Source organism: Pyxidicoccus xibeiensis (assembly GCF_024198175.1).
GTDB lineage: Bacteria > Myxococcota > Myxococcia > Myxococcales > Myxococcaceae > Myxococcus > Myxococcus xibeiensis.
Genome location: NZ_JAJVKV010000001.1, coordinates 1,858,756 through 1,884,519 on the forward strand (window position 1 = coordinate 1,858,756; position 25,764 = coordinate 1,884,519).

The following is a 25,764-nucleotide window of genomic DNA, read 5'->3' on the forward strand; positions in this document are numbered from 1 at the left end:
CGGAGTGGACGAATCAGAATGCGCCCGAGACGCCGAGTGCGGCGCCCTCCGCACCCACGGAGGCCATGGGCAGCGTGTCGGCCTCGGGCCACAGCAGCAGGAGCGCCCCGCCAAGGACCGCCGCTCCGCCCAGGCCGTAGAGCACGCCACTGGTGGTGTTGAGGCGCCGGATGCGGCTGTTGCGAGCCGCCGCCTCCTGTTGCGGAAGGTCCGGGGTGACGCCGTCGCGGATGTCGCGAGCCTTCAGCGTGTTCCACAGGCCGACGCCGCCAGAGGCCGCACCCAGCGCCAGGCCGCTCCAGCCGAAGGACTTGCGCGAGCCCCAGAACCCGGGCTCCGGGGGAGGGAGGGGAACGGAGGGGAACTGGAAGCCGGTGACGGACTCGCGGCCGAAGGGCAGGGTGAAGATGTGCTGGAAGGCCGCGTGGGCGGCGCCGCGAGAGGCGACGCGCACGGGCTCGGCGGACAACGACTCCAGCGTGACGACATCCGGGCCGGCGGGGATGGGGAACTCGGTGGCATCCCCCACGCGCCACAGGAAGACGGGGCCGCGCGGAGGAGGCCGCAGCAGCCGGAGGGACTGGCTGGGGGCATTGTGGAACTCGGCGAGGCGCACACCGTTGGCGTCCTCGAGCACGTAGTGCGCGCCCTTCGAGCCCTCGACTTCGAGGCGGCGCTCCAGTCCCGGGCGCAGGTCGACGAGCTGCTCGGAGCCCTTGGGAGGGCGGGCGTGGACCTGGGGGCGGAAGCGGTCATTGGGGATGGCGGCGTTGGCGCGCTCCACGAAGGCGGCGATTTCGCGGTAGCTCACCTGCCCGTCACCGTCGGCATCGGCCGCGCCGAAGAGGCCGGAGCGGACCTCGTGGTTGAAGACGCCGGCCTGGAAGGCCTCCCACTCATGGCTCTCGCGAGCGGAGGACGTGGACAGCAGGAGCCCCACGTTGTCGGCCTGCGCGAGTCCGACGGCGCGGGTGAAGCCCTCGGGAAGCGGGCGGCGCTGTCCGCCGGGGCCGCGGCTGTAGGCGAGGAAGTACGAGTAGCACGCGTCGACGATGAGGTGGACACGGCCGGCGCCGAGCGCGCCCACCACCTGGTCGGAGAGCATGGGCGCGGTGAGGGGGCCGTCCTCGAGGGACACATAGCCCTCGCCGTTGCGCACGTTGCCGTGGCCTGCGTAGACGACGTAGGCGACTGTCTCGACGCCACGGCTGCGAGCGAGGGCGATGTCCTCGGACAGGCGCTTCACGGCGGTGTCCAGCTCGGCGTGCTTCGGGTCCATGGCCTCGGCGGCGGCCTGGGGGTGGAGGCGGCGGGTGTTGTCGTCCAGCCGCGCGAGCAGGTACGTGCGAGCGCCGAGCAGGCGGAACAGGTCGAGGTACCGCGCGGCATCATCGTCCGCGTAGCGCAGCACGGGCAGGTCCTGCTCGTGGCTGCGATTGACGCCGATGATGAGGGCGAAGGAGGCGGTGCGTGACGCGGCCGGGGTGGCTTGCGGCGTCGGAGGGTTGGCGCCCGCGACGCCCGAGGTGAGCAGGGCGAGGAGCAGGAGTGCGGAGCTCATGGGGCGACCTGGAGCTGGAGCGCGGTGGAGTCCGCGCCGGAGGGGAGCACGTCCTCGAGAGGCCGCTCTTCCGACAGCAGTGTCTCCATTTGCCGCACGGTGAGCGGCGCATCCAGGAACACGGCGTGAAGGGTGAGGGGGCCGGGCTCCAGCGGATGGGAGATGGCCTCCGGCAGCTCGCGGAGCGTGCTGCCAGGCGGGATGGCGATGGCCTCCGGGTTGGTGGCCGGGTCGGTCCAGCTCGGGTGGTACCAGTAGACGCGGCCCGCGGCGTCGCGAGCGAACACCATGAGGAAGCGGTGCGCGTCGGGGTTGCGGAAGGCGAAGGCCAGCTCCTGCTCGGGCCGGAGCGAGGGGCCGAGCAGCGACGTGCCCCCACCGGGCTCCACCGCGTAGACGAGGAGCCGCGCGTCCGTCACGGCAGTGCCGGCACCCCGAGCCGTGAAGCCCTCCTCACCGGTGCGGGTGCCGCTCCAGGGGATGCGGACCATCAGGAGCGCCAGGCAGGCAACCGCGACGGGGACGAGCGCCAGGCGCCAGGGAGACACCGGCTCCCGCGCCTCGAAGCCGAGGCCCCGGGCCAGCCGGGTGCGCGCATCCATCGCACGCGGGTCCAGCCGCGAGAGGAGCAGCTGCCGCTCATAGCGCTCGCGACAGGTGGGGCAGCCCGGAAGGTGCTCGCGCATGCGCTGTTCGTCTCGCGGGCGGATGCTGCCGGAGAAGTGGCGGTCGACGAGGGGATGGAGGGAGCAGGTGGAAGTCATCGGGCCTCCGGGGAGAGGAGGAACTTCTTGAGGAGCTGGCGGACGCGCAGCTCCTGGTAGGCCAGGGTGGTGCGGCGGATGCCGAGGGCGGCGGCGGCCTCGCGCTGACTGAGCTGGCGGACGAAGCGGGCCTCGAAGACGGGGGCCCACTTGGGGGGAAGCCGCTCGCGGCGGAAGCGCTCCAGCAGGAGGATGGCGTCGAGCGAGGGCTCGGGCGCGGAGGGCTCCTCGTCGAAGCGAGGCTCCTCGGCGAGCCGGTCCAGGGCGGTCCGCTCGCGCTGCCGGCGCCGCACGACGTCCACGGCGAGGTTGCGCGCGAGGGTGTTGAGCCAGGCGGCGAGCGACCCCCCCTGGAAGGAGCGGCGCACCGCCTCATCGGAGACCAGGCGCAGGAAGACGTCGTGGACGACAGTCTCGGCGTCCACCCCGGACAGGACGCGGGACGCGGAGCGGTACACGGCGTCGAAGTGCTCGCGGTAGCAGGCATTGAGGACGCTGGCCTCCCCGGCATGGAAGCGGGCGAGCCACGGGCCATCCCCGGCCGGGGCGTCGTCGCTCATGCGTCCACACTCGGAGAAACTGCCGGGTTCACCCATGGAATCATCCACCACCGCATCAGCTCCTCAACGAACGGAGCGGCGGAGGTGGACGAATCTTTTTTCGTGGGTGTGGGGCCCGAGCCGTCAGCCCGAGCCCCCGGTGCTTCAGGTCAGCGGCAGGTCAGGCCCTGGAGGCCGGGGTTGGCGCCGGTCCGCTGGTTCATCATGACGCGCCGGAGGGGCGAGGTGGCCTTGAGGTCGGCGGGGTTGCTGGAGTGGAACTTCGAGTCCTCGAAGCGGTCGACCTGGCCATCATTGCCGCGAGGGCTGCCGTCGGGGTTGCGGAGTGAGTCGGGCCAGTACTCCCAGCGGACCCAGCCGAGCCCCTTGGCGTACCAGAAGCGCTCTGCGCCACGGGGGTTCCAGTGGTTGACGCTGACGTCGTGGTAGCGGTCGACGACGATGACGTCCTGCTCACCAAGCGCGCCGCCCACGTCGATGCGGCCCACGAAGCGGAGCATGTGGCGTCCGTGGGGCCAGGGTGTGGACTGGGTGAGGTTGGGGCAGGGGCTGTTGAGGTGGTTGAAGTACCGGATGGTGGCGCTGAAGGAGCGCTCTTCACCTTGCGCCCAGGAGCGGGGAATCCACATGGCGTCCCAAGGCTCGACCTCGTAGGCGGACCCGGGGCCCTCGCCGATGGGCAGGGTGGTGTCGCGGTACAGCCAGACTTTCGAGTCGTTATAGAAGTACAGCTCCCAGCGGTGGGGCTCGTAGGGGTTCTTCAGGTAGTAGAAGTTCTTCCCTGCGGAGTCGTGGAGGGTGCGCTGCATCTGCCCGAAGCCGGCGCGGGTGTCCTGCATCGTCTGGCCGCTGGTGTTGAGCATGTAGGCCAGCGGGTCGATGCGAGCGGGAGGCGGGGTACGGCAGAACGTGTACGAGGCCCAGAGGACCTGCGAGCCCTTGTAGATGACGAGGTTGCAGTCGTCCTGGATGGCCAGATAGGCGCCAGGGTTGTTGGAGGTGTTCGAGCTCCAGCGGGCCGTGCCGCCGTTGTAGACGACGAGGTTGCCGTCGTACTGCATGACGAAGGACGTGGTGGGGCCGTTGGTGCCGGTGGACCAGAGAGCGCCCTGGCTGTCGTAGGCAACGACGTTGCCGTCCGTCTGGTGGACGAGGTTGAGCGCACCGTTACAGGACTGGACGGACTGGCCACGTCCCAGGGACTGGCCGGGGTCCAGCCGTCCACAGACGAGCGAGGCCTGCTGCTGGGCGGGTTCCGGGGACAGGGGCTCGGTGGCGTCCGGCCCGGCGCAGGCGGAGAGGCCGAGCAGCAGCGCCGACGCCGCGAGGGCGCTCAAGCGGGTGTTTGATAATGGCTTCATGGAAAACTCCTTGGTGACGGTAGTGACAGGCGTGGTCTGGATGAATAGGCCATCACCGAGCAAGGAGTGACACACTGCGGAAACCCCTGGCGATGGCGTCCGCAAATACGCGATGAATGAGCAGGCCATTGCGAAGGAAGCTGAATGACGCTCCGTTGCGTTGCGGCGTTGCTCCTGTTCTGGGTCGGAGTGGGCTGTTCGACGACCCGCGTGGTGCGTCTGGACACAGGGACTGAGTTCCCCATCGTCCATGTGCCACGTGAGGAGGAGGACGCCGAGACGGTGGAGCTGGACGAGGCCGAGTTCACGAAGGCCCTGGTCGAGCTCGCTCACGATGTACGGCCCTTCGCCAATCCGCTGCGAGAAGCCCGACTGCTCTTCGGCATTCCGGAGCGGAGTGGCGTGTACTGGTACGAGTCCCGTGGCCCACGGCTGCTCCCCCAAGAGGAGGAGAGTGACGGCCCACGCCTGCTGGAGTCGTACGCAGACGAGGAGCTGACGCGTTCCTATGTCCGCTGGTGCGAGCGCAAGGAGCAGCCCGGAGACTGCCTGCGCCTCCTGGCTGAGGGGCCCCTGCTGGCGAGCGATGGCAAGTACACGCTAGCCATGGCCATCGCCATGGACTCGGTCTGGGAGGAGACCGCCGAGGCGTTGGAGGACATGGCCGACCCGCAGGCGCTGCTGGCGACAGTGTCAGCCTCCGTCAGCATGTACCTGCTCCTCTGGTCGCTACCCGAGCCTGTGAGCAAGGGCCTGGCCGCTCTGCTGACGGCCTCAGCCATTGCCTACCTGGGCGTGGATACCGTGTGGCGCCTGCTGGATGGGTGGGTGACGCTGGTGAGGAAGGTGGACCGGGCCACCTCATTCGAGCAGCTCCGCGAGGCTGGCGAGGCGTACGGCGAAGTGATGGGAGAGAACGCCGCCCGCATCTTCGTCATGCTGGCGACTGCAGCCATCGGTAACACGGCGGGGCTGGCGGCGAAGGCACCGAAGCTGCCTGGCTCAGCGCAGGCGTCGCTCGCCGTCGAGTCCCAGGCGGGCTTCCAGTACGTCGCCATTGGCGGCGTGCAGTCGGTGGCGATGACCGCCGAAGGCTTCACTGTCGCGCTGGCGCCCAACGCGGTGGCCATGGCGGCCCGAGGCATGCGCGGCGGTCGGACCAGGGACCACCACCTCGCCACCGACAAGAACAGTGTCTCCACCGCGCGCGGCGGGCCCTGGACGCCAAGGTTCAGGAAGATCTTCAAGAAGGCCGGAATGGAGCTGAAGGACCCGGAGAACATCGTGCCCGTGGAGGGACACAAGGGACCGCATCCCCAGCGGTACCATGAGCTGGTCTTCGCGGAGCTGGATGCCGCGACGGCCCACTGTCGGGCAGTCACTGCATGCCGCGCATCCCTGAGTTCAGCACTCAGACGGTTGGCGAAGGAAATCACTACGCGCGGCACGGAGCTGAACCTGCTCGTCACCCGTGGAGCAACGCCATAGGTTCTCGCTCATGACCCGGCGCTTCTTCGAATTGCACGACGATGTCCAGGTCCCCGGCCGTTGGCACCTGGATACGCCTGTCGATAGCAGAGGCCGAGAGGTGCGTGACCCCGACCGATTCAGGCAGGGCACTCCCGTGCAGGTAAAGGGGCGCCTGAGGATTCCCATCGAAGAGCCCGGCCGACCGCTGGACTTCACGGAAGCGGGGCTGCGCATCCCCATCGTTCACCTCAAGGTGGCGGAGCTCTTCAGGGAACTGGCTCCAGGAAACGTGCAGATCATCCCGGTGGACATCGAGGGCCATCCGGACCAGTACCTCCTGCTGGTGGCGACCTGCCTCATCCGCTGCATCGACGAGAAGGCGTCCCGCATCCAGCTCTGGACGCATGAGGACGGCGTGCCAGAGATGGTGGGGCGCTACGCCTCCGTGCGCGACCTGCGAATCGACAAGGCGAAGGTCGGCGATGCGAGGGTGCTCCGGCCCGAGGGCTGGACGGGGGCCCTCATCGTCTCCGAGGACATCAAGCTGGGCCTGGAGCGTGTGAAGGCCACCGGCGTGAAGTTCACGGAGGTGTAGCCCTGGCAAGTCGTGCCGATGCCACACCACTGGAGGCCAGGTTACTTGTTGCGGTTCAAGAACTTCTTCTTCCAGTTGAGGATGTCCTTCTTGAGGGTTTCTCGCGCTGCGGCCCTCGGGGTCTTTTGAGCGCGTTGCCGAAGACGGGAAAGTTCCTCGAGTGGATCAGGTGCCGGGGTAGAGGCACCAGCCTCAGCGCGATACTGTCGCTCGGCCTCGTTGATCTCCTCGCGCAAGTCATCCATGAGCTTCTTCACGCGGTCGTCGATCTGTGTAGAGAACGATATGGATTCGTCTGGGGTCTCCGCCTCGTTCTCGGTGCGCTCGTCGGTCTTGAGAGGCTGAGGGGAGACCGATTCGGGTTCGTCAGGAATCTCCGTATCGTTCTCGGAGTTCTCGTCGATATATGAGGACGCGGGCGACTTGATGCGTTGCTCCAATTTATAGAGCTCCACCAGCACTTTCGAACGCTTGTCCGCAGTGTCAGCCTCCACCGCGAGCCCATGAAGCCTTAGCAGCTCCCGCTCCACCTTGCGCCTGCGAGGACTTCCCGCGGGTCGTTCCAGATACAGCGCTTCGGCATTGCGCAGCCGCGCTGCAATGTTGGGGTCCGCAGGCTGAGGGCCCGTACGGGGAAGGATGGGCGTTCGACGCTCTGGCGGAACTGGTTGAGCCTTTGGGGGCGGAGCCTCCAGCTGTGGAGCAGGAGCTTGTTGCAACTCCGGCGAGCCCTGCTTCCCTGGGATGGGCGACGTGGGTGGTTGCGAAGAGTCGCGCGGGCTCGGAGTTGGCTGGGCCTCTCGGCGCTTTTCCAACAGGGTCCCTATCTCTGTGATCGATACGCCCTGGGACTGCTCGGGTAGATGGCCCGAAGGGGTGCCCGGCGTTTTCTCCTTCCCGCGGAGCTTCGACGGAGCGGGGCGGATTGGCATCGCGGTCGGAACCGGTTGCTCGGCGGCGAGAGTCTCCTTGGACGGTGCGGGTGCAGTCTCCGGCAGCGCAGGCTCCTGCGCTGCCGTGGCAGGAACAATCCCCTCTCCGGACGAAGCCTCGGTGGGCGCAGGCGGCTCGGCCTTGGGGCTCTCTGCGATGGAGTTGGCTGCGGTTGGTGCCTTCTCGGTGACGGGAGTCGTTGCCGGAGGGCTGTGGGGCTGCGATGGCCAGAAGAGGAAGGCTCCACCCGTCACCCCCGCGATGAGGGCCGCCCCGGCAATCCACCGAGGCGCACGCTTCGCCACCGATGGACGCGGCGTCAGCCCGGGAAGCGTGGTGGTCCGCGTCTGCTCTTCCCGGACGCTCGCGGGCGCGGGGGATGGCCTGCTCGAAGGGGCCGACGCAAGCCCCATCAGAGGAATGCGCTTCAGTGCCTGGCGCACGGCCTCCGCGGATTCGGGGCGCAGCTCCGGCTGCTTCGCCAGCAGCTGGAGCACGAGTGTGTCGAGCTCAGGAGGAATGCCCGGCGCGCGTGACGAAGGAAGAGGGGGCAGTTGCTCGACGTGAGCGAACATCACCTGGAACGGCTCGCCGTTGAACGGGCGCGAGCCCGTGAGCATCTGGAACGCGATGATGCCCACCGCGTACAGGTCCGTGGAGGGGCTGACGGATGCCCCGCGAATCTGCTCGGGGGCCATGAACTCCGGTGTCCCGAGGATGGAGCCGTCCACCGTGGTGGGGCCGTCATGGGACATCACCAGCTTGGCAATGCCAAAGTCGACCAGCTTGACGGAGCGGGTGCCATCCAGGCCTTCGGCCATGAACACATTGCCGGGCTTCAGGTCCCGGTGGACCACACCCGCCCGGTGGGCGGCTCCGAGCGCGGCGAGCATCTGGTCGAGAATCCAGACCGTCGCGTTGACATCGATTCGGCGCTGCTGGCGGATGAGCTCCGAGAGCGACTGCCCCTGGAGCAGCTCCATGATGATGTAGGGGCGACCGTCGGGCAGGTCCCCGAACCCGAAGATGTCGATGATGCCCGGATGGCGGATGGCGTTGACCGCACGGGCCTCGATGAGCAGTCGCTCCACCTGTTGCTGAGAGACGAGCTCCGCGCGCAGGACCTTGATGGCTGCCTGCTTGCCAATGAGCCGATGGGTGGCGCGATAGACGACGCCCATGCCCCCCGAGCCGATGCGCTCCTGGATGACGAAGTCGCCCACCGGCTCCGACAGCAGTGGGTCCATGGACAGGCCGGCTGTGTCCCTCAGCGTTTTTTCCCTAGCGCTCATCGCCTCGTCACTGAACTCTCAAAGAGAACTGCGTTGCGCTGCTTATAGCGCCTGTGTGTTGCCGCACCCAAAATACGGAGGCGTACGTGATGAGGAGGCGCTGCCCCGCCGGAGCGACGTATGCCTGCCTTACTGTGCCGCGTCTGAGGCTTGTTGCTCATTCTTCCGCTGCCAAGCGTCAAGCTTATCTCGGAGGTTCTTGCGCTGCGTGGGCGTGGTTGCTTCCCGGGCTTGCCGGCGCAGGTCATTGAGATAGTGCTGCCGCGTTGAGTTCTTGAAGCGGGCATGCGTTTTCGTGATCCACCAAGCTTCGGCCTTTTCGATGGCTGAGAGTAGGTTGTCGAGGGAGACTTCCTGACTGACGGGAGAGGTTGCTTCTGCTCGTCCCTCAAGCTTTTCCTTCCATTGGGCAAGCTCCTTGCGGATAAGGGCGTACTCGTCGGCGGCGGTCACGTTCTTGGCGCTCAGCCGCAAAATTTCGAGCCTGGCCATGGCATCTGAGTTGGCGACGTTGATGCGCGCATTGTCGCGCAACCATTTCGCAGACGTATCGATTTCGGCGAGCAGATCAAGCTGCAGGTCCTCGGGTGTTCTCAAGGGAGAGGCACTGCTTTGTGCCAACCCAGTCGTGTTCGCGGCAGCCGTGCTCGGTGCCTGCGGAGTTGGCTGAACTGGCGCTGTCGTGGGAACTGGTGCCGACGCCTGCGGTCGTGTCAGGCCCGCGGCTGTGTTGCTATTCGCGGCCGGTGCCTCGTCAGGCGTCTGGACCTGAGCATCCTCAGGTCGTTGGTTCCTTTCTTCCGGCTCCGGGCTGCGTTTGTTCCTGGGCTTCGGTCGCGACGCCTTCGGTGGTGCGGCCGGGTGTTCAGAGGGACGATCGCTGGAGGCTTCCTCCTCCGGCTGTGTTGGCGGCTCACCCTGCAAGGGCTGCTCGAAGGCGACGACCTCGCCGGAAGCTACGGTCTCCTGCCCCTGCGGTTTCTCTTCGGGCGCAGCAGGCCTCTCCGGAACCGGCATCGCGATGGCTGCCGGCTTCGTCGGCTCGGCTGCGGGAGGCGACTCGGAAACGCCATCCGACTGCGAAGGCCAGAGGAGAAGGGTCCCTCCAGTTGCCGCCGCGAGCAGCACCGCTCCCACCCCCCATCGCCAGTCACGGCGTGACGCCGGAGGCGGCGCTGCCACCGGGTACACCCGGGTGGTTCGCGTCTGCTCTTCCGGAGCACTCGCGACGGGATGCGCGGGAGCTGGCCTCGTCTGATGAGGACCCGGGGCGGGAACACGCTTCAGCGCCTGGCGCACGGCCTCCGCGGACTCGGGGCGCAGCTCCGGCTGCTTCGCCAGGAGCTGGAGCACGAGCGTATCGAGCTCGGGAGGAATGCCCGGTACCCGCGACGAGGGAAGGGGCGGTACCTGCTCGATGTGAGCGAACATCACCTGGTACGGCTCGCCGTTGAACGGGCGCGAGCCAGTGAGCATCTGGAACGCGATGATGCCGACCGCGTAGAGGTCCATCGAAGGACTGACAGGCGCTCCGCGAATCTGCTCGGGAGCCATGAACTCCGGCGTCCCGAGGATGGAGCCATCCACCGTGGTGGGCCCGTCATGCGAGCGCACCAGCTTGGCGATGCCAAAGTCCACCAGCTTGACCGAGTGTGTTCCGTCCATGCCCTCGGCGATGAACACGTTGCCGGGCTTCAGGTCCCGGTGAACCACGCCCGAGCGGTGAGCGGCCCCGAGCGCCGCGAGCATCTGGTCGAGAATCCAGAGGCAGGTGCCGACATCGAGCCGCCCCTGCTGGCGGATGCGCGTCGACAGGGAATCCCCCCGAAGCAGCTCCATGATGATGTAGGGGCGGCCGTCGGGCAGGTCTCCAAACCCGAAGATGTCGATGATGCCCGGGTGACGGATGGCATTCACCGCGCGGGCCTCGATGAGCAGCCGCTCCACCTGCTGCGGGGAGACGAGCTCCGCGCGCAGCACCTTGATGGCCACCTGCTTGCCAATCAGCGGGTGGGTGGCGCGGTAGACGACGCCCATCCCTCCCGAGCCGATGCGTTCCTCGACGATGAACTCGCCAATTCGCGTCGATAGCAGCGGGTCCACGGGCGGACCGGCTGCCTCCCTCGTCATCTTTTCTCTGGCGCTCATCGTCTTGCCGATGGGGCTTCTCGTAAGCCCTCAATCGCGGATGGCGCGTCTATATCGCCTCTTCAGCCGGGTTGCTCGGCGGGTACCGCCTGACCCCTGCCGCTACTCCGGCTTCCCACCCGTCCGCTGCCAGAACTCGCGCAGCAGAATCGTGGCGAAGCGCGAGTCATTCAGGATGTACCGCCGCCACAGCCGCTTCGGCTCATTGACGAGCCGGTACAGCCACTCGAACCCTGCGCGCGAAATCCACTGCGGTGCCCGCTTCGCCGTGCCGGCGATGAAGTCGAACCCCGCGCCCACGCCAATCGCCACAGTAGGCCCGAGCTTGTGCGCCACCTGCGAAATCCACACCTCCTGCTTCGGGCTCCCCAGCGCCACGAACAGCAGGTGCGGGTCCTTCTCGCGAATCTTCGCCACAATCGGGTCGTTCTGGGCGTCCCCGGCATCCGTGCGCACCATCGGCGAGTCCCAGCCCACCACCTCCACGCCGTACTTCTCGCCGACGAGCTTCGCCACCTTCTCCGCCACTCCCGGCCCCGCGCCCATCAGGTACACGCGCCACTTGCGCTCCGCCCCCAGCTGCATCAGCGGAAGAATCAGGTCCGAGCCCGCAATCCGCTCGGGCAGCGCCACATCCATCGCCTTCGACGCCCAGACGATGGGCATCCCATCCACCACCGAAATCGTGGCGCGCGAGTACGCCTCGCGGAACTGCGCGTTGTCCTCGGCCAGGACGACATGGTCCACGTTGGCGGTGAAGACGTAGCCACCCTGGTGCAGGTCCACCAGCCGTCCAATCTCACGGATGGCGTCCTCGAAGGTGAGCTGGTCGATGGAGAGCTGGCCGATGCGCAGGCGCGGGCGGCCGGTGGAAAAGGAAGACGTCGAGGGAGCAGCGGCGCTCATGGCTTCGTCACCGTCAAGTCGAGCACTGTCATGGAATAGGGCGGCAGCCGCTGGGTCAGCGTGCCAGCCGCCTTCGCACCGGGAGTCTGCTCGGTGAACCCCCCCGGCGCGCCCGAGTAGCCCAGCACGCGCACGCTGTCGAGCGTACCGCAGCCCTTCAGCTCTATCTGCGCCTGCGCCGCCTGGTCAGGGTCCAGGTTGAGCACCACCGCCACCAGCTTCTTCCCCGAGTCATCCCTCGAGGCGAACAGGCTGGTGTTCTCCGAGGCCTTCGCCGGCACCCAGGTGTCCTGGAAGCGCCCGCCCTTGCCGTCGAAGTTCCGGAACGCGCGGAACGCCCAGTACACCGGCGAGCCGTCCGTGGGGTACTGCCAGAAGAACGCAGCGAGGATGTTCTCCTGCGCGAAGCGGCCCAGCGCCTCGGCCTGTGCCAGGCCGCCGCTCATGTGCCGGAAGGCGCCGAAGTTGTACTCGCCGATGGAGATGCCCCGCCCGGGGTAGTTCTCCGCAATCCATTCCTTCATGCGGGGAATGAGGCGCACCGGCTCGCCAATCCAGGACTCGTCCTTGTACGTCGGGTCCCACAGCCCTCGGACTGAACGGATGCGGCGCGCGTTCGTCTCCGGGTCCGTGTTGCCCTCCAGCCCCACGCCCACGTTGCTCTGCGGGTAGAAGTGCAGGTCCACCACGTCGAGGATGCGCACGCCCGTCTTCTTCTCGTGCTCTCGCAGCTGCCGCAGGTACCAGGCAATCAGCGGCAGGTCGCCGTGCGCGCGCCGGTCCGAGTGGTTCATCTTCCCCGGCGCGAAGTCGGCGGCGGACCAGAGGTAGTTCGTCCAGCCCCACTCGGCGGGGCCGGCGATGACGGCCTCGGGGTCCGCCTTCCGCACCGCGGTGCCGTACGCAATCGTGCGCTGCATCAGCCCGTCGTACGACAGCGGCTCCGGGTGCACGTCGCGGTGCGTGGAGTTCCAGAGCATGGGCTCGTTGTCCAGGATGTACATCTGGACGCTGCGAGCGCCGCGGCTCTGGTCCTTCTCGCGGATGCTACGGACCCACTCGGCGACGAACTCGGGCGGGGCCTCGATGCTCGTCTGCGTCGGCGGGCCGGGCTTCAGCGGGGTGCCGTCGCGCGCGTTGCCGTTGCCGGCGCCGTTGTCCTCGCCCTGCTGCGGGCCGAAGCGGGACACCGGGAAGCCGTAGGACGTCGAGTCCTTGGCCACCCAGCCCAGGATGGGCACGGTGAGGGCGGACTGCATGCCGTTCTTCCGGTTGGCATCGAGGAAGTCATCGGCGCTGAAGCCGATGTCCACGTTCCGGTAGAACCAGTCGTTGGCGGTGTTCCACGTGCTGCCCAGCTTCCAGTTGAAGCGGGAGGTGGGGTTGCCGCCCCAGCGGCGCGTGGTGGCGCCCAGCTTGTACTGGTGCTTGTCCTGCTTCTCGCGCAGGCCGTCGAAGGCGATGCCGTAGATGAGCGGGCTGATGCGGTGGCCGGGCGCGGTGCAGTCGATGGACATGCGCGCCTCGCGGCCGCTGCCCTTGCCCGAGCGGCCTCCACCGGCGGCCAGCGCGGCGGCGACGTCGGGCGGCAGCGGGACGAGCGCCACCTTGTCGAAGAGCACCCAGTCGCGGGCCACGCCCTTGGACGCGCGCAGCACCACGCGGTCGAACGGCTCGCCGCGCGGGTTGAGCAGCTCCATGGGGATGAGCACCTCCGTCCACTCGCCGTCCTTGCGGACCTGGAGCTCGGAGGTAATCGGGATGCGCGGGAAGGAGACGGCGCCGTGCGCGTCCAGGCGGGCTTCCAGGAACTCGCCGAAGGACTCCGGGGCGCTGAAGCGGAACGAGAGCGCGCCGAAGCTGCCCTCCAGCTTGGGCTTGTAGAGAATCCAGCCGGCGTAGTTGAACAGGCGCATCCGCGCGGGCGCGCCCTTCGGCAGCTCGCGCTGCGCCCAGCCGATGTCCTTCCAGTCCGGCGCCAGGCCCCCGTCGTAGAGCATCACCGGCGCCGTGGAGGCCGCGGCCTTCTCACCCGCCGGAGCGGCCGGAGCCGCCGTGCCGGGAGCCGCCGCGCCGTCCTGCCCCGCCTCGCCCGAGCCGCCCGTCCCCGCCAGGCCGGTGGCCCGCGCCACCGCCACCGAGCCGCCCGCCAGCAGGGCGCACGACAGCACGGCCGCGCCAGCCTTCATCCGCGCACGCTTCACACCATCCTCCATGAGCTTCGTCTCCCCCGGTGACACGTGTGAGCGCGGGTGCCTCAGAGCACCACGTCGTCCTTGTCCTTGCGCGGGAAGATGCGGGCGGGAATGCCCACGGCCACGCTGTCGGGAGGAACGTCCTGGAGCACCACCGCATTCGCGCCGATGCGCGAGCGCGCGCCAATCCGCACCGGTCCGAGGATGCGGGCCCCCGCGCCAATCCACACGTCATCCTCGATGACGGGGTAGCCGTTGTCCTTGGCGGTGCCCACGGTGTTGTTGCCGTAGAAGCGGACGCGGTCCCCAATCCTCGAGTCACCGCCGATGACGACGCCCAGGCTGTGCACGAAGTACACGCCGCTGCCGAGCGTCACGTCCTTGCCGATTTCAATCCCCATCACCGCCGTCTGCGTCACGCGCAGCACGTGGTTCACCAGCGGAATGCGGAAGGCGAGCGCCGCCTCGCGCGCGCGGTTGAGTGCGGTGATGCGGTACGAGTCGCTGGTGAGGACCACCTTGGCGATGGACTTCGCGTCCGTGGTGCCATTGGCGGCCTTCGCCAGCTCCAGCGCGTCGGTGATGAGCGAGCCAATCATGGAGGTCCTCGGCTTCATGGAGTCCACCTATTCACCCCGGCCCTGCAGGTAGCGGGCGACCTCGCGGGCGATGCCCGTCCAGCCACCGGCCTCGTTGCGGGCGCCGCGCAGGTACTCCATGCCGTACACCACGGAGGTGCCGGCGAAGGCGGCCTTCTCCAGGCCGAGCCTGTCCGCGGCCTTGGCCACGTTCATCACCGTGTTTGTCAGCCTGCGCGTGGCCTCGGGGGCGACGACGGAGGCGGCGAGCAGCGGGCGGGCCAGCGGGTTGGTGACGAACAGCAGGCGCCACGGGTTCAGGTCCTTCACGTCCGGGTGCTTGCGGGCCACGTGCGTGTCGAACATGCCGTAGCGGTTGGCGCGCTTGAGCCAGCGCTCGAAGGACACGTGGTCGCTGCCGTGCAGCACGTACGCGTCGCTGGCGAAGACGAAGGTGCAGCCGGCCTTCTCCAGGCGGACGCCCAGCTCCACGTCCTCGGACTGGCCCAGCGACTTGTCGAAGCCGCCCACGCCCACGTAGTCGGCGCGGGGGAAGGACACGTTGCCGGTGTACAGGTGGTTGCCGCGGGCGCGGGCGCCGGGGACGGACAGCTCCTCGGCCATGCGGTTGTTGAGGTAGGCGTACCAGCGCTCGAACAGCGGCATGTCGCCAATGGACGGGTCCGGGCGGATGCGGCCGAGCGCCACGTTGCGCGAGCCGGGCGGGTGGTGGGCCAGGTGCCGCTCGAGGAAGTCCGGGGCCACCTGCATGTCGTCATCGGTGACGAGCACCACCTCGCCCCGGGCGGCGAGCACGCCCCGGTGGCGGGCGGCGGCGGCGCCGGCGTTCTGCTGGACTTCGACGCGCAGGGTGTAGGGCACCTTCTGGGCGAGCAGCGGCTCGCGCACGGGCTCCTTGGAGCCGTCGTCGACGACGACGACCTCGAAGTCCTCGGGCGGCAGCGTCTGGCCGGCGAGCTGCCACACCAGGCGGGTGATGAGGGGCAGCCGGTTGTAGGTGGCGATGACGACGCTGATGCGGGGTGTGGGGGCGTCGGGGCGGGTGGCGGAGCTCATGGCTTCTTCTTCTTGTCCTTCGGGGCCCGGGCCTTCTTCTTCTGCTTGGGGAAGATGACGCTGCCCACGAAGCGCTCGGGGCCCACGTACTCCAGCGTCTTGCGGGCGGAGCCGAAGTCCGTCTCCCCGAGCGCGACGGACAGGAGGACGCCGTCGGCGGCGAGCGCCAGGGGGAGGCTTGCGGGGTGGGTGAGGAGGGAGTCGAGGACGACGACGACGCGCTCGCCCCGGGCAACGCGCTCGCGCAGCTCCAGCACGAGGCGCGGGGCGTCGGCGGGGGTGATGCCGGTGGCGTCCTGGAGGTGGATTTTCTGCGAGTACGCGTAGGGAGCGCCGGCCTCGAGGATGGCGGTGGCGGTCTCCAGGGCGGGGGCGCCGGGGTGGGCGGGGACGACGGTGAGGAAGGCCCAGGCGCGGCGCTCGAGCGCGAACCACAGCCGTTGCAGCTCCGGCGACGGCACGGAGGTGCTGTCGGCGGATGCGGCTTCCACGGGATTGGGAGGTGCGCTGGAGTCGGCGGCCATGGGGCGGCGCCCGGTATAGCGCAACGCGTGACGCCGGCCCACCGGCCTGCCCGGCCGGGCAGGGGAGCGGGTGTCCCCAGACCTGCCCCCTGGGATTCCGCGGGGTTCTCCCCTCGCGCCGGAGCCTGCGCGGTGCTCAGCGCCCGGCTGGCCCTCGCTGGGAGCGGGACCTGGAGGGCGGCCGGCGTGGCGGGCCGGCGCGGGCCACCGTGGACATACCCCGGCCACGTCGGGAGGACGGAGGCTGAGCGGTCCAGAGTGCCTGGAGCTCCTCCACGCGGCGTGGATCCGCGGCGAGCAGCATGAGCAGGGCGGTGAGGGAGGCGGAGGGCTCGTGCCCGTTCTTCACCTTGGACAACCACCCGCCAGATACCCCGATGAGCTGCTCCAGGTTCCGCTGGGGGATGTGCGCGCGGAGGGTCTCGATGGCGCGCTCGGCCTTCCTGGTGAGCTCACAGCCATGAGCGGCACGGAGCGCGTCCTCCAGGCGGCGCGTGGTGACGGCGCCCATCCACGCTTCGCCACAGGCGGGACAGGTGGGAATGGGCAGGTCCGAGGGAACTTCCAGGTCGGGTATCTGCAGGTAGCCCATGCGGCGGCCCGGGACGGCCCTGGCCTCGATTTCGCCACGCCCGCACGGGCAGGGGTACCCCACCGAGTCGAACTCCAGCTCCTTCATGGGCAGGTCCTCGCTTCTAGTGCCCGGGGCGCAGCAGCCCTCCATTTCGCTCCATGTCGAAGGCCAGTGGATGCAGCGACAGGAAGAACAGCTGTTCTCCCCGGCGGCCACTCAGCACGGAGAGCTTCACGTACCAGGTGGACACACCCACCTCGTACGTCTCCAGCAGCGCGCGCGGCAGGCGCAGACCGTACTCGTCCGCCAGCGCTCCGTCGGGCTCGGGCCAGCGGCGCGTCCGCCAGAAGTCCTCCAGCCTCAACGTCAGCACCACTGCCTGGGCAAAGGTCCGGTAGTGGCCGAACCCCGCGAGCACGTAGACGTTGAGCGCACCGGCACAGGCAGGCCCCTGATTCAGCTCGAACCGGTCCTCCTCCGCCAGCCGTCGTACTTCCTCCAGCTCGAACCATGGACGCCGCACCCTCCCCTCCCCCAATGTTGGTTTGGACTGAGTCCAAACACAAGTCCCCGGGCCCACGCCTCGGAGCGCGCTTGCTGCCCACCCTCCGAGGCGGCACGGTGGGCAGCAGAGGTCCTACCTCCGGGGTCCGACATCGGGACAGCTCAGCGGTCCCGGTGCGAGGGTCTCCAGTGACATCGGGCAGGCAGGCATGCGGTGACGGCCAGCCGTGTTATGGGAAGTGCGTGCAGAAGATTGGCTACCTGATTCCCGAGTTCCCCGGACAGACGCACATCTTCTTCTGGCGCGAGCTGCAGGCGCTGCCGGGGAAGGGTGTCACGCCGGAGCTGGTGTCCACGCGTCCGCCGCCCGCGCGCATCATCTCGCATAGCTGGGCGCGCGAGGCCATGTCGCGGACCGAGTACCTCGCACCCCCGGGCGCGAAGGGCGCCCTCGGCCTCGCCCGGGCCGCCGCCGAGGTGGCCCGCGCCATGCCCACCGGCTGGGCCCGGTGCCTCGCCTCCATTGCCCGCGCGGAAGGGCTCGACGCCAAGGGCCGCGCGCAGCTGCTCGCCTTCGCCGTCATGGGCGGCCGCCTGTCGGCCCTGGCCCGCGAGCGCGGCTGGTCCCACGTCCACGTGCACTCGTGCGCCAACGCCGCGCACGTGGCCCTCTTCGCCAACCTCCTGTCGGGCCTCTCCTACAGCCTGACGCTGCACGGGCCCCTGGACGACTACGGCCCCAACCAGCGCGAGAAATGGCGCCACGCGAAGTTCGCCTTCGTGATTACCAAGAAGCTCCTCCATGAGGTGAACCAGGAGCTGGCCGGCGCGCTGCCGAAGGACATCGGCCTGGCGCCCATGGGCGTGGAGCTGCACAAGTTCAACCGCTCCGTGCCGTACACGCCGTGGACGGGCGAGGGGCCCCTGCGCCTGTTCTCCTGCGGCCGCCTCAACCCCTGCAAGGGGCACGCGGACCTCATCGACGCGGTGGGACTGCTCCGCGCGAAGGGCATCGACGCGCGGCTGGCCATCGCCGGCGAGGACGAGGCCGGCGGCACCACGTACCGCAAGGTGCTGGAGGCGAAGCTGGCGGAGACGAAGCTCGGCGACGCGGTGACGCTGCTGGGCGCGGTGAGCGAGGACAAGGTCCGCTCGGGTATCGAGCAGGCACACATCTTCTCGCTGGCGAGCCTCCAGGAGCCGCTGGGCGTGGCCATCATGGAGGCCATGGCCATGCGCGTGCCGGTGGTGGTGACGGGCGCCGGCGGCGTGCCGGAGTTGGTGGATGACGGCGTGGACGGCGTCCTCGTCCCCCCGCAGCAGCCCCAGGTGCTGGCCGAGAAGCTGGAGGCCGTGGCGCGCGACGCGAAGGAGGCTTCGCGCCTGGGCGAGGCCGGCCGGCGCAAGGTGGAGACGACGTTCAGCAGCGAGCGCAGCGCGGACATGCTCGCGCAGATGCTCCAGCGTGCCGCCGGGTGAAGCCGTTTCCACTCTGCCTGTGCGTCCGGGGGCCCGGGTTGCACCCTGGTGAACGCCCCGCCCTTGCTGAACTGGCTGGCGCTTGGGGCTGACGCCATGATGTGGGTGTCCTGACCGGGCAGTCCTCCCCGCCCCGGCCGCCGCCGGGCCGGAGCCTCGGGGGGCCGTTGTCAGGGGACCTCGCGTTGATTACCGCGTGGGGTCACAGGCGAGAAAGGAGGCCGTGCCGGTGGAAGCGTCCCAGCAGGTGACCGCGCATGCTTCCGTCGAGGCGGAGGCCCTCACCAATATCCTCATGGTGGACGACCACCCGGCGAACCTGCTCGCCCTGGAGGCCATCCTGGAGCCGCTCGGTCAGCGGCTCGTCAAGGCGTCGTCCGGGCCCGAGGCGCTGCGCTGGCTGCTGCGCGAGGACTTCGCGCTCATCCTCCTGGACGTGCAGATGCCGGGGGTGGACGGCTTCGAGACGGCGCGCCTCATCCGCCAGCGCCAGCGCACCCGCTACACGCCCATCATCTTCCTCACCGCCACCAACCGGGACGAGGCGCACCTGGTGCACGGCTATGCCATGGGCGCGGCGGACTACGTGGTGAAGCCCTTCCACCCGGACGTGCTGCGCTGGAAGGTGGAGGCCTTCGTCGCGCTGTACCGCCAGCAGCAGCGCCTGCAGCAGCAGGAGGCCGCGCTGTGGGAGCGTGAGCGCCACATCCTCGAGCGGCAGAGCGAGCTGCGCTTCCGGCGGCTGGTGGACTCCATGCCGCAGCTCGTCTGGGCGCTGCTGGTGGACGGCACCATCAGCTACGCCAACCGGGGGTGGCTGGACTACGCGGGGCTGACGCCCGAGCAGGGGCGCCGGTGGGAGGAGTACCAGCGCTGCGTCCATCCGGAGGACCTGCCTCGCGTCCGCAAGGCGTGGGACGCGTCGCTGCACACCGGGCGCCCGCTGGAGCAGGAGTACCGGCTGCGCAGGGCGCGGGACGGGGAGTACCGCTGGTTCCTCGCCCGCACGCTGCCGGAGCGGGACGAGGAGGGCCGCATCGTCGGTTGGATTTCCACGGCGACGGACATCGACGACGCGCGGCGGGCGGTGGAGACGCTGCAGGCGGCCAGCGAGGCCAAGGACATGTTCCTCACCATGGCGGCGCACGAGCTGCGCACGCCGCTGCAGGCCGCGCGCAGCTACGCGCACCTGGCGAAGGTGAAGGCCGGCGAGCAGGTGGAGCCGGGGCTGGAGCGGGCCCTCACAGGGGTCCACCGCAGCGTGAATCGCATGGCGCGGCTGGTGGAGAACCTGATGGACGTGGGGCGGCTCCAGCGTGGCGAGCTGCACCTGGAGCCGGGCGAGGTGGACCTGACCGCCCTGCTGCGCGAGGTGGTGGAGCACTTCCAGCCCCTGACGGAGGGGCAGCGCATCGAGCTGGACGTCCCGCGGGGGCTGGTGCTCCACGCGGACAGGGACAGGCTGGACCAGGTGTTCACCAACCTGGTGGCCAATGCGCTGCGCTACTCGCCGGGGGAGGCGCACCTGCGGCTCACCGCGCGCGAGGAGGCGGGCCAGGTGCACGTGGAGGTGACGGACCGCGGGCTGGGGATTCCGCCGGGCCAGCTGGAGCACGTCTTCGAGCGCTTCAGCCGCGCGCACGGCATCTCCTATGGCGGGCTGGGGCTGGGGCTGGCGATTTCCCGGGGCATCGTCGAGCAGCACGGCGGGCGCATCTGGGCGGAGTCCCCCGGGCGTGCGGGCCAGGGCAGCACCTTCCACGTCGTGCTGCCGGGTGCGCCGCGGCAGTCGGACGCCGCCTCCGGGTGAGGCGTGCTCAGCCGGTGGCGTTGTTGCCCTGCCGCGCGGGGAGCGGCGCTGTTGCGCCGTCCGCGTTGGGATAGGAGATGGCGCCGGGCGGCGGCACGGGCGCGGACGGAGACAGGTTCATCAGCGTGCTGTTCGGCACGGGCCACGCGCCCGTGTACACGGCCAGCTTGCCCGCCATGGCCACGGACGCCGCCATGGTGAAGGTGCAGAGGTACGAGATGATGCCCATGTCCCCGAACACCTGGTTGATGTACGTGGCCACCATGCCGACGATGATGAGCGCGGCGGCGCGGTGCTCGGAGACGTTCGAGCGGTGGTACGCGCGCACCGCGAAGAACACGGTGGCCGCCAGGTACATCCACACGCCCGTGTAGCCGATGAGCCCACCGAACGCGAACAGCCCCAGCAGCGAGTTGTGCGGGTGGAAGCGGTAGGTGGGAAAGACGAAGGCGATGTCCGGCAGCGGAATCGGCTCCAGGAACTCGTGCCCGTAGCCCGTGCCCAGGATGGGGAACTGGGCCCAGGTGGCAATCATGTCCAGGTTCTCGATGTCCCGGTAGTCCAGGTTGCCCTCGCCGCCCTGGCCCTCAATCAGCGACTTGATGGTCTCCACCGGCGCGAAGGGGCCCGTGGGCCGGTTCCAGCCAATCGCGATGTAGACGGCGATGATGGGCGCCATGAAGGGCACCAGGCGCACCACGAAGCGCTTGAGCGGCGTCCACGGGCTGATGAGGAAGACGGCCAGCAGGCAGCCCCCGAGGCTGACGTAGGCCAGCCGCCTGTCATTGAACACCATCCCCATGAGGATGATGGCCATGATGCCGAGGCCCCGAATCACATGGGCGGCCTTGGGCTTCTCGATGAAGCGGACCATGGCCACCAGCATGCAGAAGATGAACGTCATCGAGTCCGAGTGGGACGTCGTGTACTCGACGAACACGCCCAGGGCCGGGACGATGACGAGGGCGAAGTAGGAGCCGATGAGCGCCTTGGTGATGCCGGCGGCGACGATGGTCTTCGCGAGCGCGGGCCAGTCCTGGGGCCCCCGGAACGCGTAGTGGTACATGGCCACGATGAACGGCAGCATCGCGCCCTGGTGCCACTGCCACAGCGAGTTCTTGAAGTCCCCGCCCCGGGCAATGCCTCGCACCTCCATCCACAGGATGGCGACGAGGGACAGGGCCGTCACGAAGACGAGCGGCCGGGGCATGGGCGGCGTCGGCGGGTCGATGGTGGACTTCACCACCCGCCGGTACATGCCCAGCCCCAGCAGGCTCATGATGAGCACGTCCACCAGGGGGAAGCGCAGCGCCCCAATCTTGGTGATTTGACTGAGCTGGCCGAACATCAGCTCTCCCAGGGGGAACAGGGGAGAGGGCCAGAGGCCGGACTGGGGCCGCTCGGCGACGTAGTCCACGGCCAGCACCAGGTACGTCAGCGCCAGGACGGGGTAGCGGAGGGGGACCTTCAGGACGACCCACACCACGGTGAAGGCCAGCACCGGGGCCACGGCGACCACCGGGTGCAGAAGGGCTCCCCCCAAGGTGGCCAGCACCAGGAAGCCGAGCAGCGCGGCAAAGCGCAGGTAGGGTGGCCGGGGTGGCGTGTACGTCACGGCGGGGGGAGGCTACATCTGGAGGTCAGGTTGGGATAGATGGAGCGGCACGTATGCCTGCTTCCCGCCCTCGTGTCCTCCTGATTGCCGAGCTGTGCAACCCCGACTGGGTGAGCGTCCCGCTGGAAGGCTGGTCGCTCTACCGGGCGCTGGCCGAGGTGGCGGACGTGCACCTGGTCACCCACGTGCGCAACCGGGAGAACATCCTCAAGCAGGGCGTGCAGGAGGGCTCGCAGTTCACCGCGCTGGACTCCACGCCGGTGGAGAAGCCGCTCGACAAGGTGGGCTCGCTGCTGCGCGGCAGCGCGGGTGTTGGCTGGACGACGGCCACGGCGCTGAGCGCGCTGCCGTACTACTACTTCGAGGAGGTGCTCTGGCAGCGCTTCGGTGCGCGCATCAAGGCGCGCGAGTTCGACCTGGTGCACCGCTACACGCCCATCAGCCCGACGACACCCAGCACGCTGGCGGCGCGCTGCAAGGCGGCGGGGGTGCCCTTCATGATGGGGCCGCTGAATGGCGGCCTGCCGTGGCCCAAGGGCTTCGGCGGCGCGCGGCGGCGGGAGAAGGAGTGGCTCAGCTACATCCGCGAGGCGTACAAGCTGATGCCCTTCTACACGTCCACGCGGGAGAGCGCGTCGGCCATCCTGACGGGCTCGCGGGCGACGCGGGGGCAGGTGGCGGAGCGGTGGCAGCCGAAGACGGTGTACATCCCGGAGAACGCCATCGACCCGAAGCGCTTCGGCTCGGCGAAGTCGGAGGGCCCGGTGGAGCTGCCGCTGCGAGTGGCCTTCGTGGGGCGCTTCGTGCCGTACAAGGGCATGGCCATGCTGATGGAGGCGGCGGCGCCGCTCATCCGCGAGGGCAAGGTGGTGCTGGAGTACATCGGCGACGGGCAGGAGATGCCCAACCTCAAGGCGCAGGCGGCGCGGGAGGGGATTGAGGCCGGGGTGACGTTCGCCGGGTGGGTGAAGCACCAGGAGCTGCAGGGCCGGCTGGCGAAGAACCACGTGTTCGGCTTCCCCAGCGTGCGCGAGTTCGGCGGCGCGGTGGTGTGCGAGGCGATGGCGCTGGGGCTGGTGCCCATCGTCATGGACTACGGCGGGCCGGGGGAAATCGTGAGCCCGGCGACGGGCTTCGCGATTCAGATGGGGACGCCGGAAGAAATCGTGCTGCGGGTGCGCGAGGTGCTGGCGAAGCTGGCGGCGGACCCGTCCGTCATCCGCCCCATGGGTGAGCGCGCCCGGGAGCGCGTCTTCAAGTACTTCACCTGGAAGGCGAAGGCGGAGCAGGTGCTGGAGGTGTACCGCTGGCTGCAGGGCGAGCGCGGCCAGCCCGACTGGGGCATGCCGCTGGCGGACTGACTTCGGGCGCTCCGGGGCCTCTCTTCCGGTCCGCGAGCGCCTGCGGCAGCCATTGCTAGAGCAGCTCCACCTCCAGGCGGACGGTGCGCGCGGCGCGGAGCTGGATTTCCTCGCGCGCGCAGGCCTCGTAGTCCGGGTGCTCGAAGCGCAGCGTGTACGTTCCCGGAGGCAGGCGCTGGAGTCGGTAGTGGCCCTGCTCATCCGTCCGCGCGGACCGCTCGCCGGAGAGGGTCGGGGACGTGGCAATCACCACCACGCCCGCCGCGGGTTGCTGGGCCCGGACGTCGATGATGGTGCCGATGAGCGTACCGGGGCGCGCAGCCACTTCCGGCCGCGCCAGCACCGGGAAGGCCAGCAACACCACCAGGACGCATAGCAGGTACGGGAAGACGGTGAACTGCATGGGGAGCCCTCCGGTGACGCAGGAGGGGTCCATCATCCAGAACGCCGGCCCCACGAACTTCATGCGGGACTCAGCGCTTCATCATGAATTCCTCACGGCCCGCGTCGCGGCCGGGGGGAGCCCCGCCTTCCTCCGTGGGCGCGTCCGGGGCCGAGGCCACACCGCTGATGGACCCGCCATGACACCGCTCATCGTCCGCGCGAGTGGGCCGGGCCATGGCGATGCGCCGGAGGAACTCCGCGTCCACGTTGACGCTCGGGCTCGCGGCCCCTACATCGGTGATGGGCCCGCGGGCCATTGCCTGGCCCTCCCCACGCAGCAGCTCCGCCGTGACACGCAGCGTGCGCCGCTCGCGCAAGCGGAGGTCCGCCCGGACGCGGGGCACGTACTCCTCCCGCACGAACCGCAGCGTGTAGAGGCCCGGCGGCAGCCGCGAGTGGCGATAGTTCCCCCTCCCATCCGTCACCACCCCCCGTCCCTCCGGGAGCGCCGACGAGGTCGCCACCACCATGACCTCGGGGACGGGCAGCCGGCTCTCGCTGTCGATGACCGTCCCGGTGAGGACGCTCGAACCGGTGTCGGCCTCCGGCTGCGCCCCGGTGGGAGCGGCCAGCAGCATCAGGACACCGCACAGCACGCCACGAGCGACAGGCTTCATCAGTGCCACCTCCGTGCGTCGGGAGGTGGCCATCATCCGAAGACGGCCCTCCACATGCTGCATGGAGGGCTCAGCGCTTCATCATGGTTTCATCACGGCCGGTACGTCACCGGCCTCGCGGACGTTCTCCAGGCCTCGGAGCTCGCGCCGTCACCGCTGGGCGTCCGCGCCGCCCTCCGCCTCGCGCGTGGTGCGCACCCACTCGCCGCGCTTCTCCGCGCCGGGGCCGCGCAGCATCAGCCACACCTTCCACACCACGTAGACGGGCGCCCAGGCCAGGTCCAACAGGCCCCGAGGCCCCACGCCGGACACCCACCACCCGCGCAGCACGTACGCGCCCAGCGACGCCAGGCCGAAGCCCGCCAGGCTCGAGGCCAGCACCGCCGTGCCCCCGGACAGCCACGCCACCACCGCCGCCGCCACCGCGCCGGCCACCGTGGCCAGCACCAGCTGGGCCAGCGGCGGCACCAGCACGTCCATGGACAAGTCCAGCAGCAGCCCGCTGCGCTGGCTCAGCGCGTCCTTCAAGAGCGGCCACCCGTGCAGCTTGCGCATCTGCGCGCGGCCCCCCTCCCAGCGCTGGCGCTGCGAGCGGCTCTGCTTCTCCGCGGAGACCATCTCCCCGAGCACCTCCGCCTCCCACGCGTAGTGCACGCGGTGGCCCTTGCGGCCCAGGCGGATGCCGTACTCCAGGTCCTCCACCACGCTGAAGGCGTCGTGCGGCACCTCGCGCAGCACCGCGTGCGTGAAGCACATGCCGTTGCCACGCAGGCCGCAGGACACGCCCAGCGCCTCGCGCCCCAGCGAGCGCACCTTGTGGAACATGCCCAGCGCAATCGTCATCAGCCGCGTGCGCCAGGAGGCCTTCGGGTTCATCACCCCGTAGTGCGCCTGCACCGCCTGCGCGCCCTTCTCCAGCCGGGCCGCGTACGCGTGCAGCAGGTTGGGCGTCACCACCGTGTCCGCGTCCACCACCACCACCGCGTCCGCGAAGCCGTCCTTCTGGCTGAACTCGAAGGCGTACGCCAGCGCGTACCCCTTGCCGCGCTTCTCGGTGTCGTGGCGCTCCAGCACCGTGGCGCCCGCCTCGCGCGCCTTCTGCGCCGTCGCGTCCGAGCAGTTGTCCGCCACCACGAGGATGCGCCGCATCGCCGCCGGGTAGTCCACCGCGGACAGGTTCGCCACCGTCCGGGCAATGCCCAGCTCCTCGTTGTGCGAGGGAATCACCACGTCGAACCTGCGCACGGGCGCCGGAGGCACCGGTGCCGTCCGCCGCCACGACAGCAACGTCAGGAGCAGCAGGTAGCCGCAGGCCACCACCACCGGCAGCAGCCCCACGCACAGCGCCACATCCACCCAGGTCCACACCGTCACGACTGTCTCCCCCGAGGGCGCG

The 25,764-nt window shown here is 69.3% G+C and carries 22 protein-coding genes; 5 read left to right on the plus strand and 17 right to left on the minus strand.

What is annotated here, in order from left to right; translation table 11 throughout:
- Positions 1–13 precede the first annotated feature (13 nt).
- The 4 genes from LXT23_RS07455 to LXT23_RS07470 all read right to left on the minus strand — a co-directional run bounded on the left by LXT23_RS07455 (position 14) and on the right by LXT23_RS07470 (position 4,246).
- The gene (locus tag LXT23_RS07455; protein ID WP_253979365.1) at positions 14–1,561 is read right to left on the minus strand and encodes a caspase family protein; all 1,548 of its coding nucleotides are present in this window, start codon (positions 1,559–1,561) and stop codon (positions 14–16) included.
- Entirely contained in the window at positions 1,558–2,325 is a 768-nt protein-coding gene (locus LXT23_RS07460) for an anti-sigma factor (RefSeq protein WP_253979366.1), read from the minus strand. The genes LXT23_RS07455 and LXT23_RS07460 overlap by 4 nt, the downstream gene beginning before the upstream one ends.
- Positions 2,322–2,885, minus strand: a complete 564-nt coding sequence (locus LXT23_RS07465; protein WP_253979367.1) for an RNA polymerase sigma factor — start codon at positions 2,883–2,885, stop codon at positions 2,322–2,324. Before LXT23_RS07465 ends, LXT23_RS07460 begins: the two co-directional genes overlap by 4 nt.
- Before the next feature lie 149 nt (positions 2,886–3,034).
- Positions 3,035–4,246, minus strand: coding sequence for a hypothetical protein (locus LXT23_RS07470; RefSeq protein WP_253979368.1), 1,212 nt, complete (start codon positions 4,244–4,246; stop codon positions 3,035–3,037).
- A 144-nt stretch (positions 4,247–4,390) separates the two neighbouring features.
- On the opposite strand from LXT23_RS07470, the gene LXT23_RS07475 reads away from it, so the two are divergent.
- A complete protein-coding gene (locus tag LXT23_RS07475) occupies positions 4,391–5,734 on the plus strand; it encodes an AHH domain-containing protein (protein ID WP_253979369.1) in 1,344 nt (447 codons plus the stop codon).
- A gap of 10 nt (positions 5,735–5,744) precedes the next feature.
- Positions 5,745–6,311: an imm11 family protein gene (locus LXT23_RS07480; protein WP_253979370.1), complete on the plus strand. Its 567-nt coding sequence runs from the start codon at positions 5,745–5,747 to the stop codon at positions 6,309–6,311.
- A 41-nt stretch (positions 6,312–6,352) separates the two neighbouring features.
- Here the strand turns inward: LXT23_RS07480 and LXT23_RS07485 are convergent, their stop codons facing one another.
- The 9 genes from LXT23_RS07485 to LXT23_RS07525 all read right to left on the minus strand — a co-directional run bounded on the left by LXT23_RS07485 (position 6,353) and on the right by LXT23_RS07525 (position 17,061).
- On the minus strand, positions 6,353–8,491 hold the full coding sequence (locus LXT23_RS07485; RefSeq protein ID WP_253979371.1) for a serine/threonine-protein kinase: 2,139 nt from the start codon (positions 8,489–8,491) through the stop codon (positions 6,353–6,355).
- Positions 8,492–8,665: 174 nt separating this feature from the next.
- Positions 8,666–10,639: a serine/threonine-protein kinase gene (locus LXT23_RS07490; protein WP_253979372.1), complete on the minus strand. Its 1,974-nt coding sequence runs from the start codon at positions 10,637–10,639 to the stop codon at positions 8,666–8,668.
- Positions 10,640–10,786: 147 nt separating this feature from the next.
- Positions 10,787–11,590: an exopolysaccharide biosynthesis glycosyltransferase EpsA gene (gene epsA / locus LXT23_RS07495; protein ID WP_253979373.1), complete on the minus strand. Its 804-nt coding sequence runs from the start codon at positions 11,588–11,590 to the stop codon at positions 10,787–10,789.
- On the minus strand, positions 11,587–13,806 hold the full coding sequence (epsB, locus tag LXT23_RS07500) for a GH44 family glycoside hydrolase EpsB (protein WP_253979374.1): 2,220 nt from the start codon (positions 13,804–13,806) through the stop codon (positions 11,587–11,589). Before epsB ends, epsA begins: the two co-directional genes overlap by 4 nt.
- Positions 13,807–13,847: 41 nt before the next feature.
- On the minus strand, positions 13,848–14,402 hold the full coding sequence (gene epsC / locus LXT23_RS07505; RefSeq protein ID WP_253979375.1) for a serine O-acetyltransferase EpsC: 555 nt from the start codon (positions 14,400–14,402) through the stop codon (positions 13,848–13,850).
- A gap of 9 nt (positions 14,403–14,411) precedes the next feature.
- Positions 14,412–15,440 carry an exopolysaccharide biosynthesis glycosyltransferase EpsD gene (gene epsD / locus LXT23_RS07510; protein ID WP_253979376.1) on the minus strand — a complete coding sequence of 343 codons (1,029 nt, stop codon included), beginning with the start codon at positions 15,438–15,440 and terminating at the stop codon, positions 14,412–14,414.
- Positions 15,437–15,964 (minus strand): hypothetical protein, encoded by a 528-nt coding sequence (locus LXT23_RS07515; RefSeq protein WP_253979377.1) that lies wholly within the window; start codon positions 15,962–15,964, stop codon positions 15,437–15,439. The genes epsD and LXT23_RS07515 overlap by 4 nt, the downstream gene beginning before the upstream one ends.
- Before the next feature lie 136 nt (positions 15,965–16,100).
- Positions 16,101–16,643, minus strand: a complete 543-nt coding sequence (locus LXT23_RS07520) for a hypothetical protein (RefSeq protein WP_253979378.1) — start codon at positions 16,641–16,643, stop codon at positions 16,101–16,103.
- A gap of 16 nt (positions 16,644–16,659) precedes the next feature.
- Positions 16,660–17,061 (minus strand): hypothetical protein, encoded by a 402-nt coding sequence (locus LXT23_RS07525; RefSeq protein ID WP_253979379.1) that lies wholly within the window; start codon positions 17,059–17,061, stop codon positions 16,660–16,662.
- A 224-nt stretch (positions 17,062–17,285) separates the two neighbouring features.
- Between LXT23_RS07525 and epsE the strand changes: the two genes are divergently transcribed.
- Entirely contained in the window at positions 17,286–18,521 is a 1,236-nt protein-coding gene (gene epsE / locus LXT23_RS07530; protein ID WP_253979380.1) for an exopolysaccharide biosynthesis GT4 family glycosyltransferase EpsE, read from the plus strand.
- Positions 18,522–18,816: 295 nt separating this feature from the next.
- A complete protein-coding gene (epsF, locus tag LXT23_RS07535; protein ID WP_253979549.1) occupies positions 18,817–20,331 on the plus strand; it encodes a response regulator EpsF in 1,515 nt (504 codons plus the stop codon).
- Between the two features lie 7 nt (positions 20,332–20,338).
- Here epsF and wzy read toward each other — a convergent pair whose 3' ends face one another.
- Entirely contained in the window at positions 20,339–21,946 is a 1,608-nt protein-coding gene (gene wzy, locus LXT23_RS07540; protein ID WP_253979381.1) for an exopolysaccharide repeat unit polymerase, read from the minus strand.
- 53 nt (positions 21,947–21,999) lie between these two features.
- Here wzy and epsH point away from each other — a divergent pair, with 53 nt between their 5' ends.
- Positions 22,000–23,307: an exopolysaccharide biosynthesis glycosyltransferase EpsH gene (gene epsH / locus LXT23_RS07545; protein ID WP_253979382.1), complete on the plus strand. Its 1,308-nt coding sequence runs from the start codon at positions 22,000–22,002 to the stop codon at positions 23,305–23,307.
- Positions 23,308–23,362: 55 nt separating this feature from the next.
- Here epsH and LXT23_RS07550 read toward each other — a convergent pair whose 3' ends face one another.
- The 3 genes from LXT23_RS07550 to epsU form a co-directional block, all read right to left on the minus strand.
- Entirely contained in the window at positions 23,363–23,773 is a 411-nt protein-coding gene (locus LXT23_RS07550) for a carboxypeptidase-like regulatory domain-containing protein (RefSeq protein WP_253979383.1), read from the minus strand.
- A gap of 7 nt (positions 23,774–23,780) precedes the next feature.
- The gene (locus tag LXT23_RS07555) at positions 23,781–24,368 is read right to left on the minus strand and encodes a carboxypeptidase-like regulatory domain-containing protein (RefSeq protein ID WP_253979384.1); all 588 of its coding nucleotides are present in this window, start codon (positions 24,366–24,368) and stop codon (positions 23,781–23,783) included.
- 150 nt (positions 24,369–24,518) lie between these two features.
- Entirely contained in the window at positions 24,519–25,742 is a 1,224-nt protein-coding gene (epsU, locus tag LXT23_RS07560; RefSeq protein ID WP_253979385.1) for an exopolysaccharide biosynthesis GT2 family glycosyltransferase EpsU, read from the minus strand.
- Between the last annotated feature and the right edge of the window lie 22 nt (positions 25,743–25,764).

Coding starts and splice junctions, on each gene's coding strand:
- LXT23_RS07550 (WP_253979383.1), bottom strand. CDS start 23,773: ATGAAGTTCGTGGGGCCGGCGTTCTGGATGATGGACCCCTCCTGCGTC.
- LXT23_RS07480 (WP_253979370.1), top strand. CDS start 5,745: ATGACCCGGCGCTTCTTCGAATTGCACGACGATGTCCAGGTCCCCGGC.
- LXT23_RS07460 (WP_253979366.1), bottom strand. CDS start 2,325: ATGACTTCCACCTGCTCCCTCCATCCCCTCGTCGACCGCCACTTCTCC.
- LXT23_RS07455 (WP_253979365.1), bottom strand. CDS start 1,561: ATGAGCTCCGCACTCCTGCTCCTCGCCCTGCTCACCTCGGGCGTCGCG.
- LXT23_RS07555 (WP_253979384.1), bottom strand. CDS start 24,368: ATGAAGCCTGTCGCTCGTGGCGTGCTGTGCGGTGTCCTGATGCTGCTG.
- epsC (WP_253979375.1), bottom strand. CDS start 14,402: ATGAAGCCGAGGACCTCCATGATTGGCTCGCTCATCACCGACGCGCTG.
- LXT23_RS07485 (WP_253979371.1), bottom strand. CDS start 8,491: ATGGACCCACTGCTGTCGGAGCCGGTGGGCGACTTCGTCATCCAGGAG.
- LXT23_RS07520 (WP_253979378.1), bottom strand. CDS start 16,643: ATGAAGGAGCTGGAGTTCGACTCGGTGGGGTACCCCTGCCCGTGCGGG.
- epsH (WP_253979382.1), top strand. CDS start 22,000: ATGCCTGCTTCCCGCCCTCGTGTCCTCCTGATTGCCGAGCTGTGCAAC.
- LXT23_RS07515 (WP_253979377.1), bottom strand. CDS start 15,964: ATGGCCGCCGACTCCAGCGCACCTCCCAATCCCGTGGAAGCCGCATCC.
- LXT23_RS07470 (WP_253979368.1), bottom strand. CDS start 4,246: ATGAAGCCATTATCAAACACCCGCTTGAGCGCCCTCGCGGCGTCGGCG.
- LXT23_RS07475 (WP_253979369.1), top strand. CDS start 4,391: ATGACGCTCCGTTGCGTTGCGGCGTTGCTCCTGTTCTGGGTCGGAGTG.
- epsB (WP_253979374.1), bottom strand. CDS start 13,806: ATGGAGGATGGTGTGAAGCGTGCGCGGATGAAGGCTGGCGCGGCCGTG.
- epsF (WP_253979549.1), top strand. CDS start 18,817: ATGGTGGACGACCACCCGGCGAACCTGCTCGCCCTGGAGGCCATCCTG.
- LXT23_RS07465 (WP_253979367.1), bottom strand. CDS start 2,885: ATGAGCGACGACGCCCCGGCCGGGGATGGCCCGTGGCTCGCCCGCTTC.
- epsD (WP_253979376.1), bottom strand. CDS start 15,440: ATGAGCTCCGCCACCCGCCCCGACGCCCCCACACCCCGCATCAGCGTC.
- epsA (WP_253979373.1), bottom strand. CDS start 11,590: ATGAGCGCCGCTGCTCCCTCGACGTCTTCCTTTTCCACCGGCCGCCCG.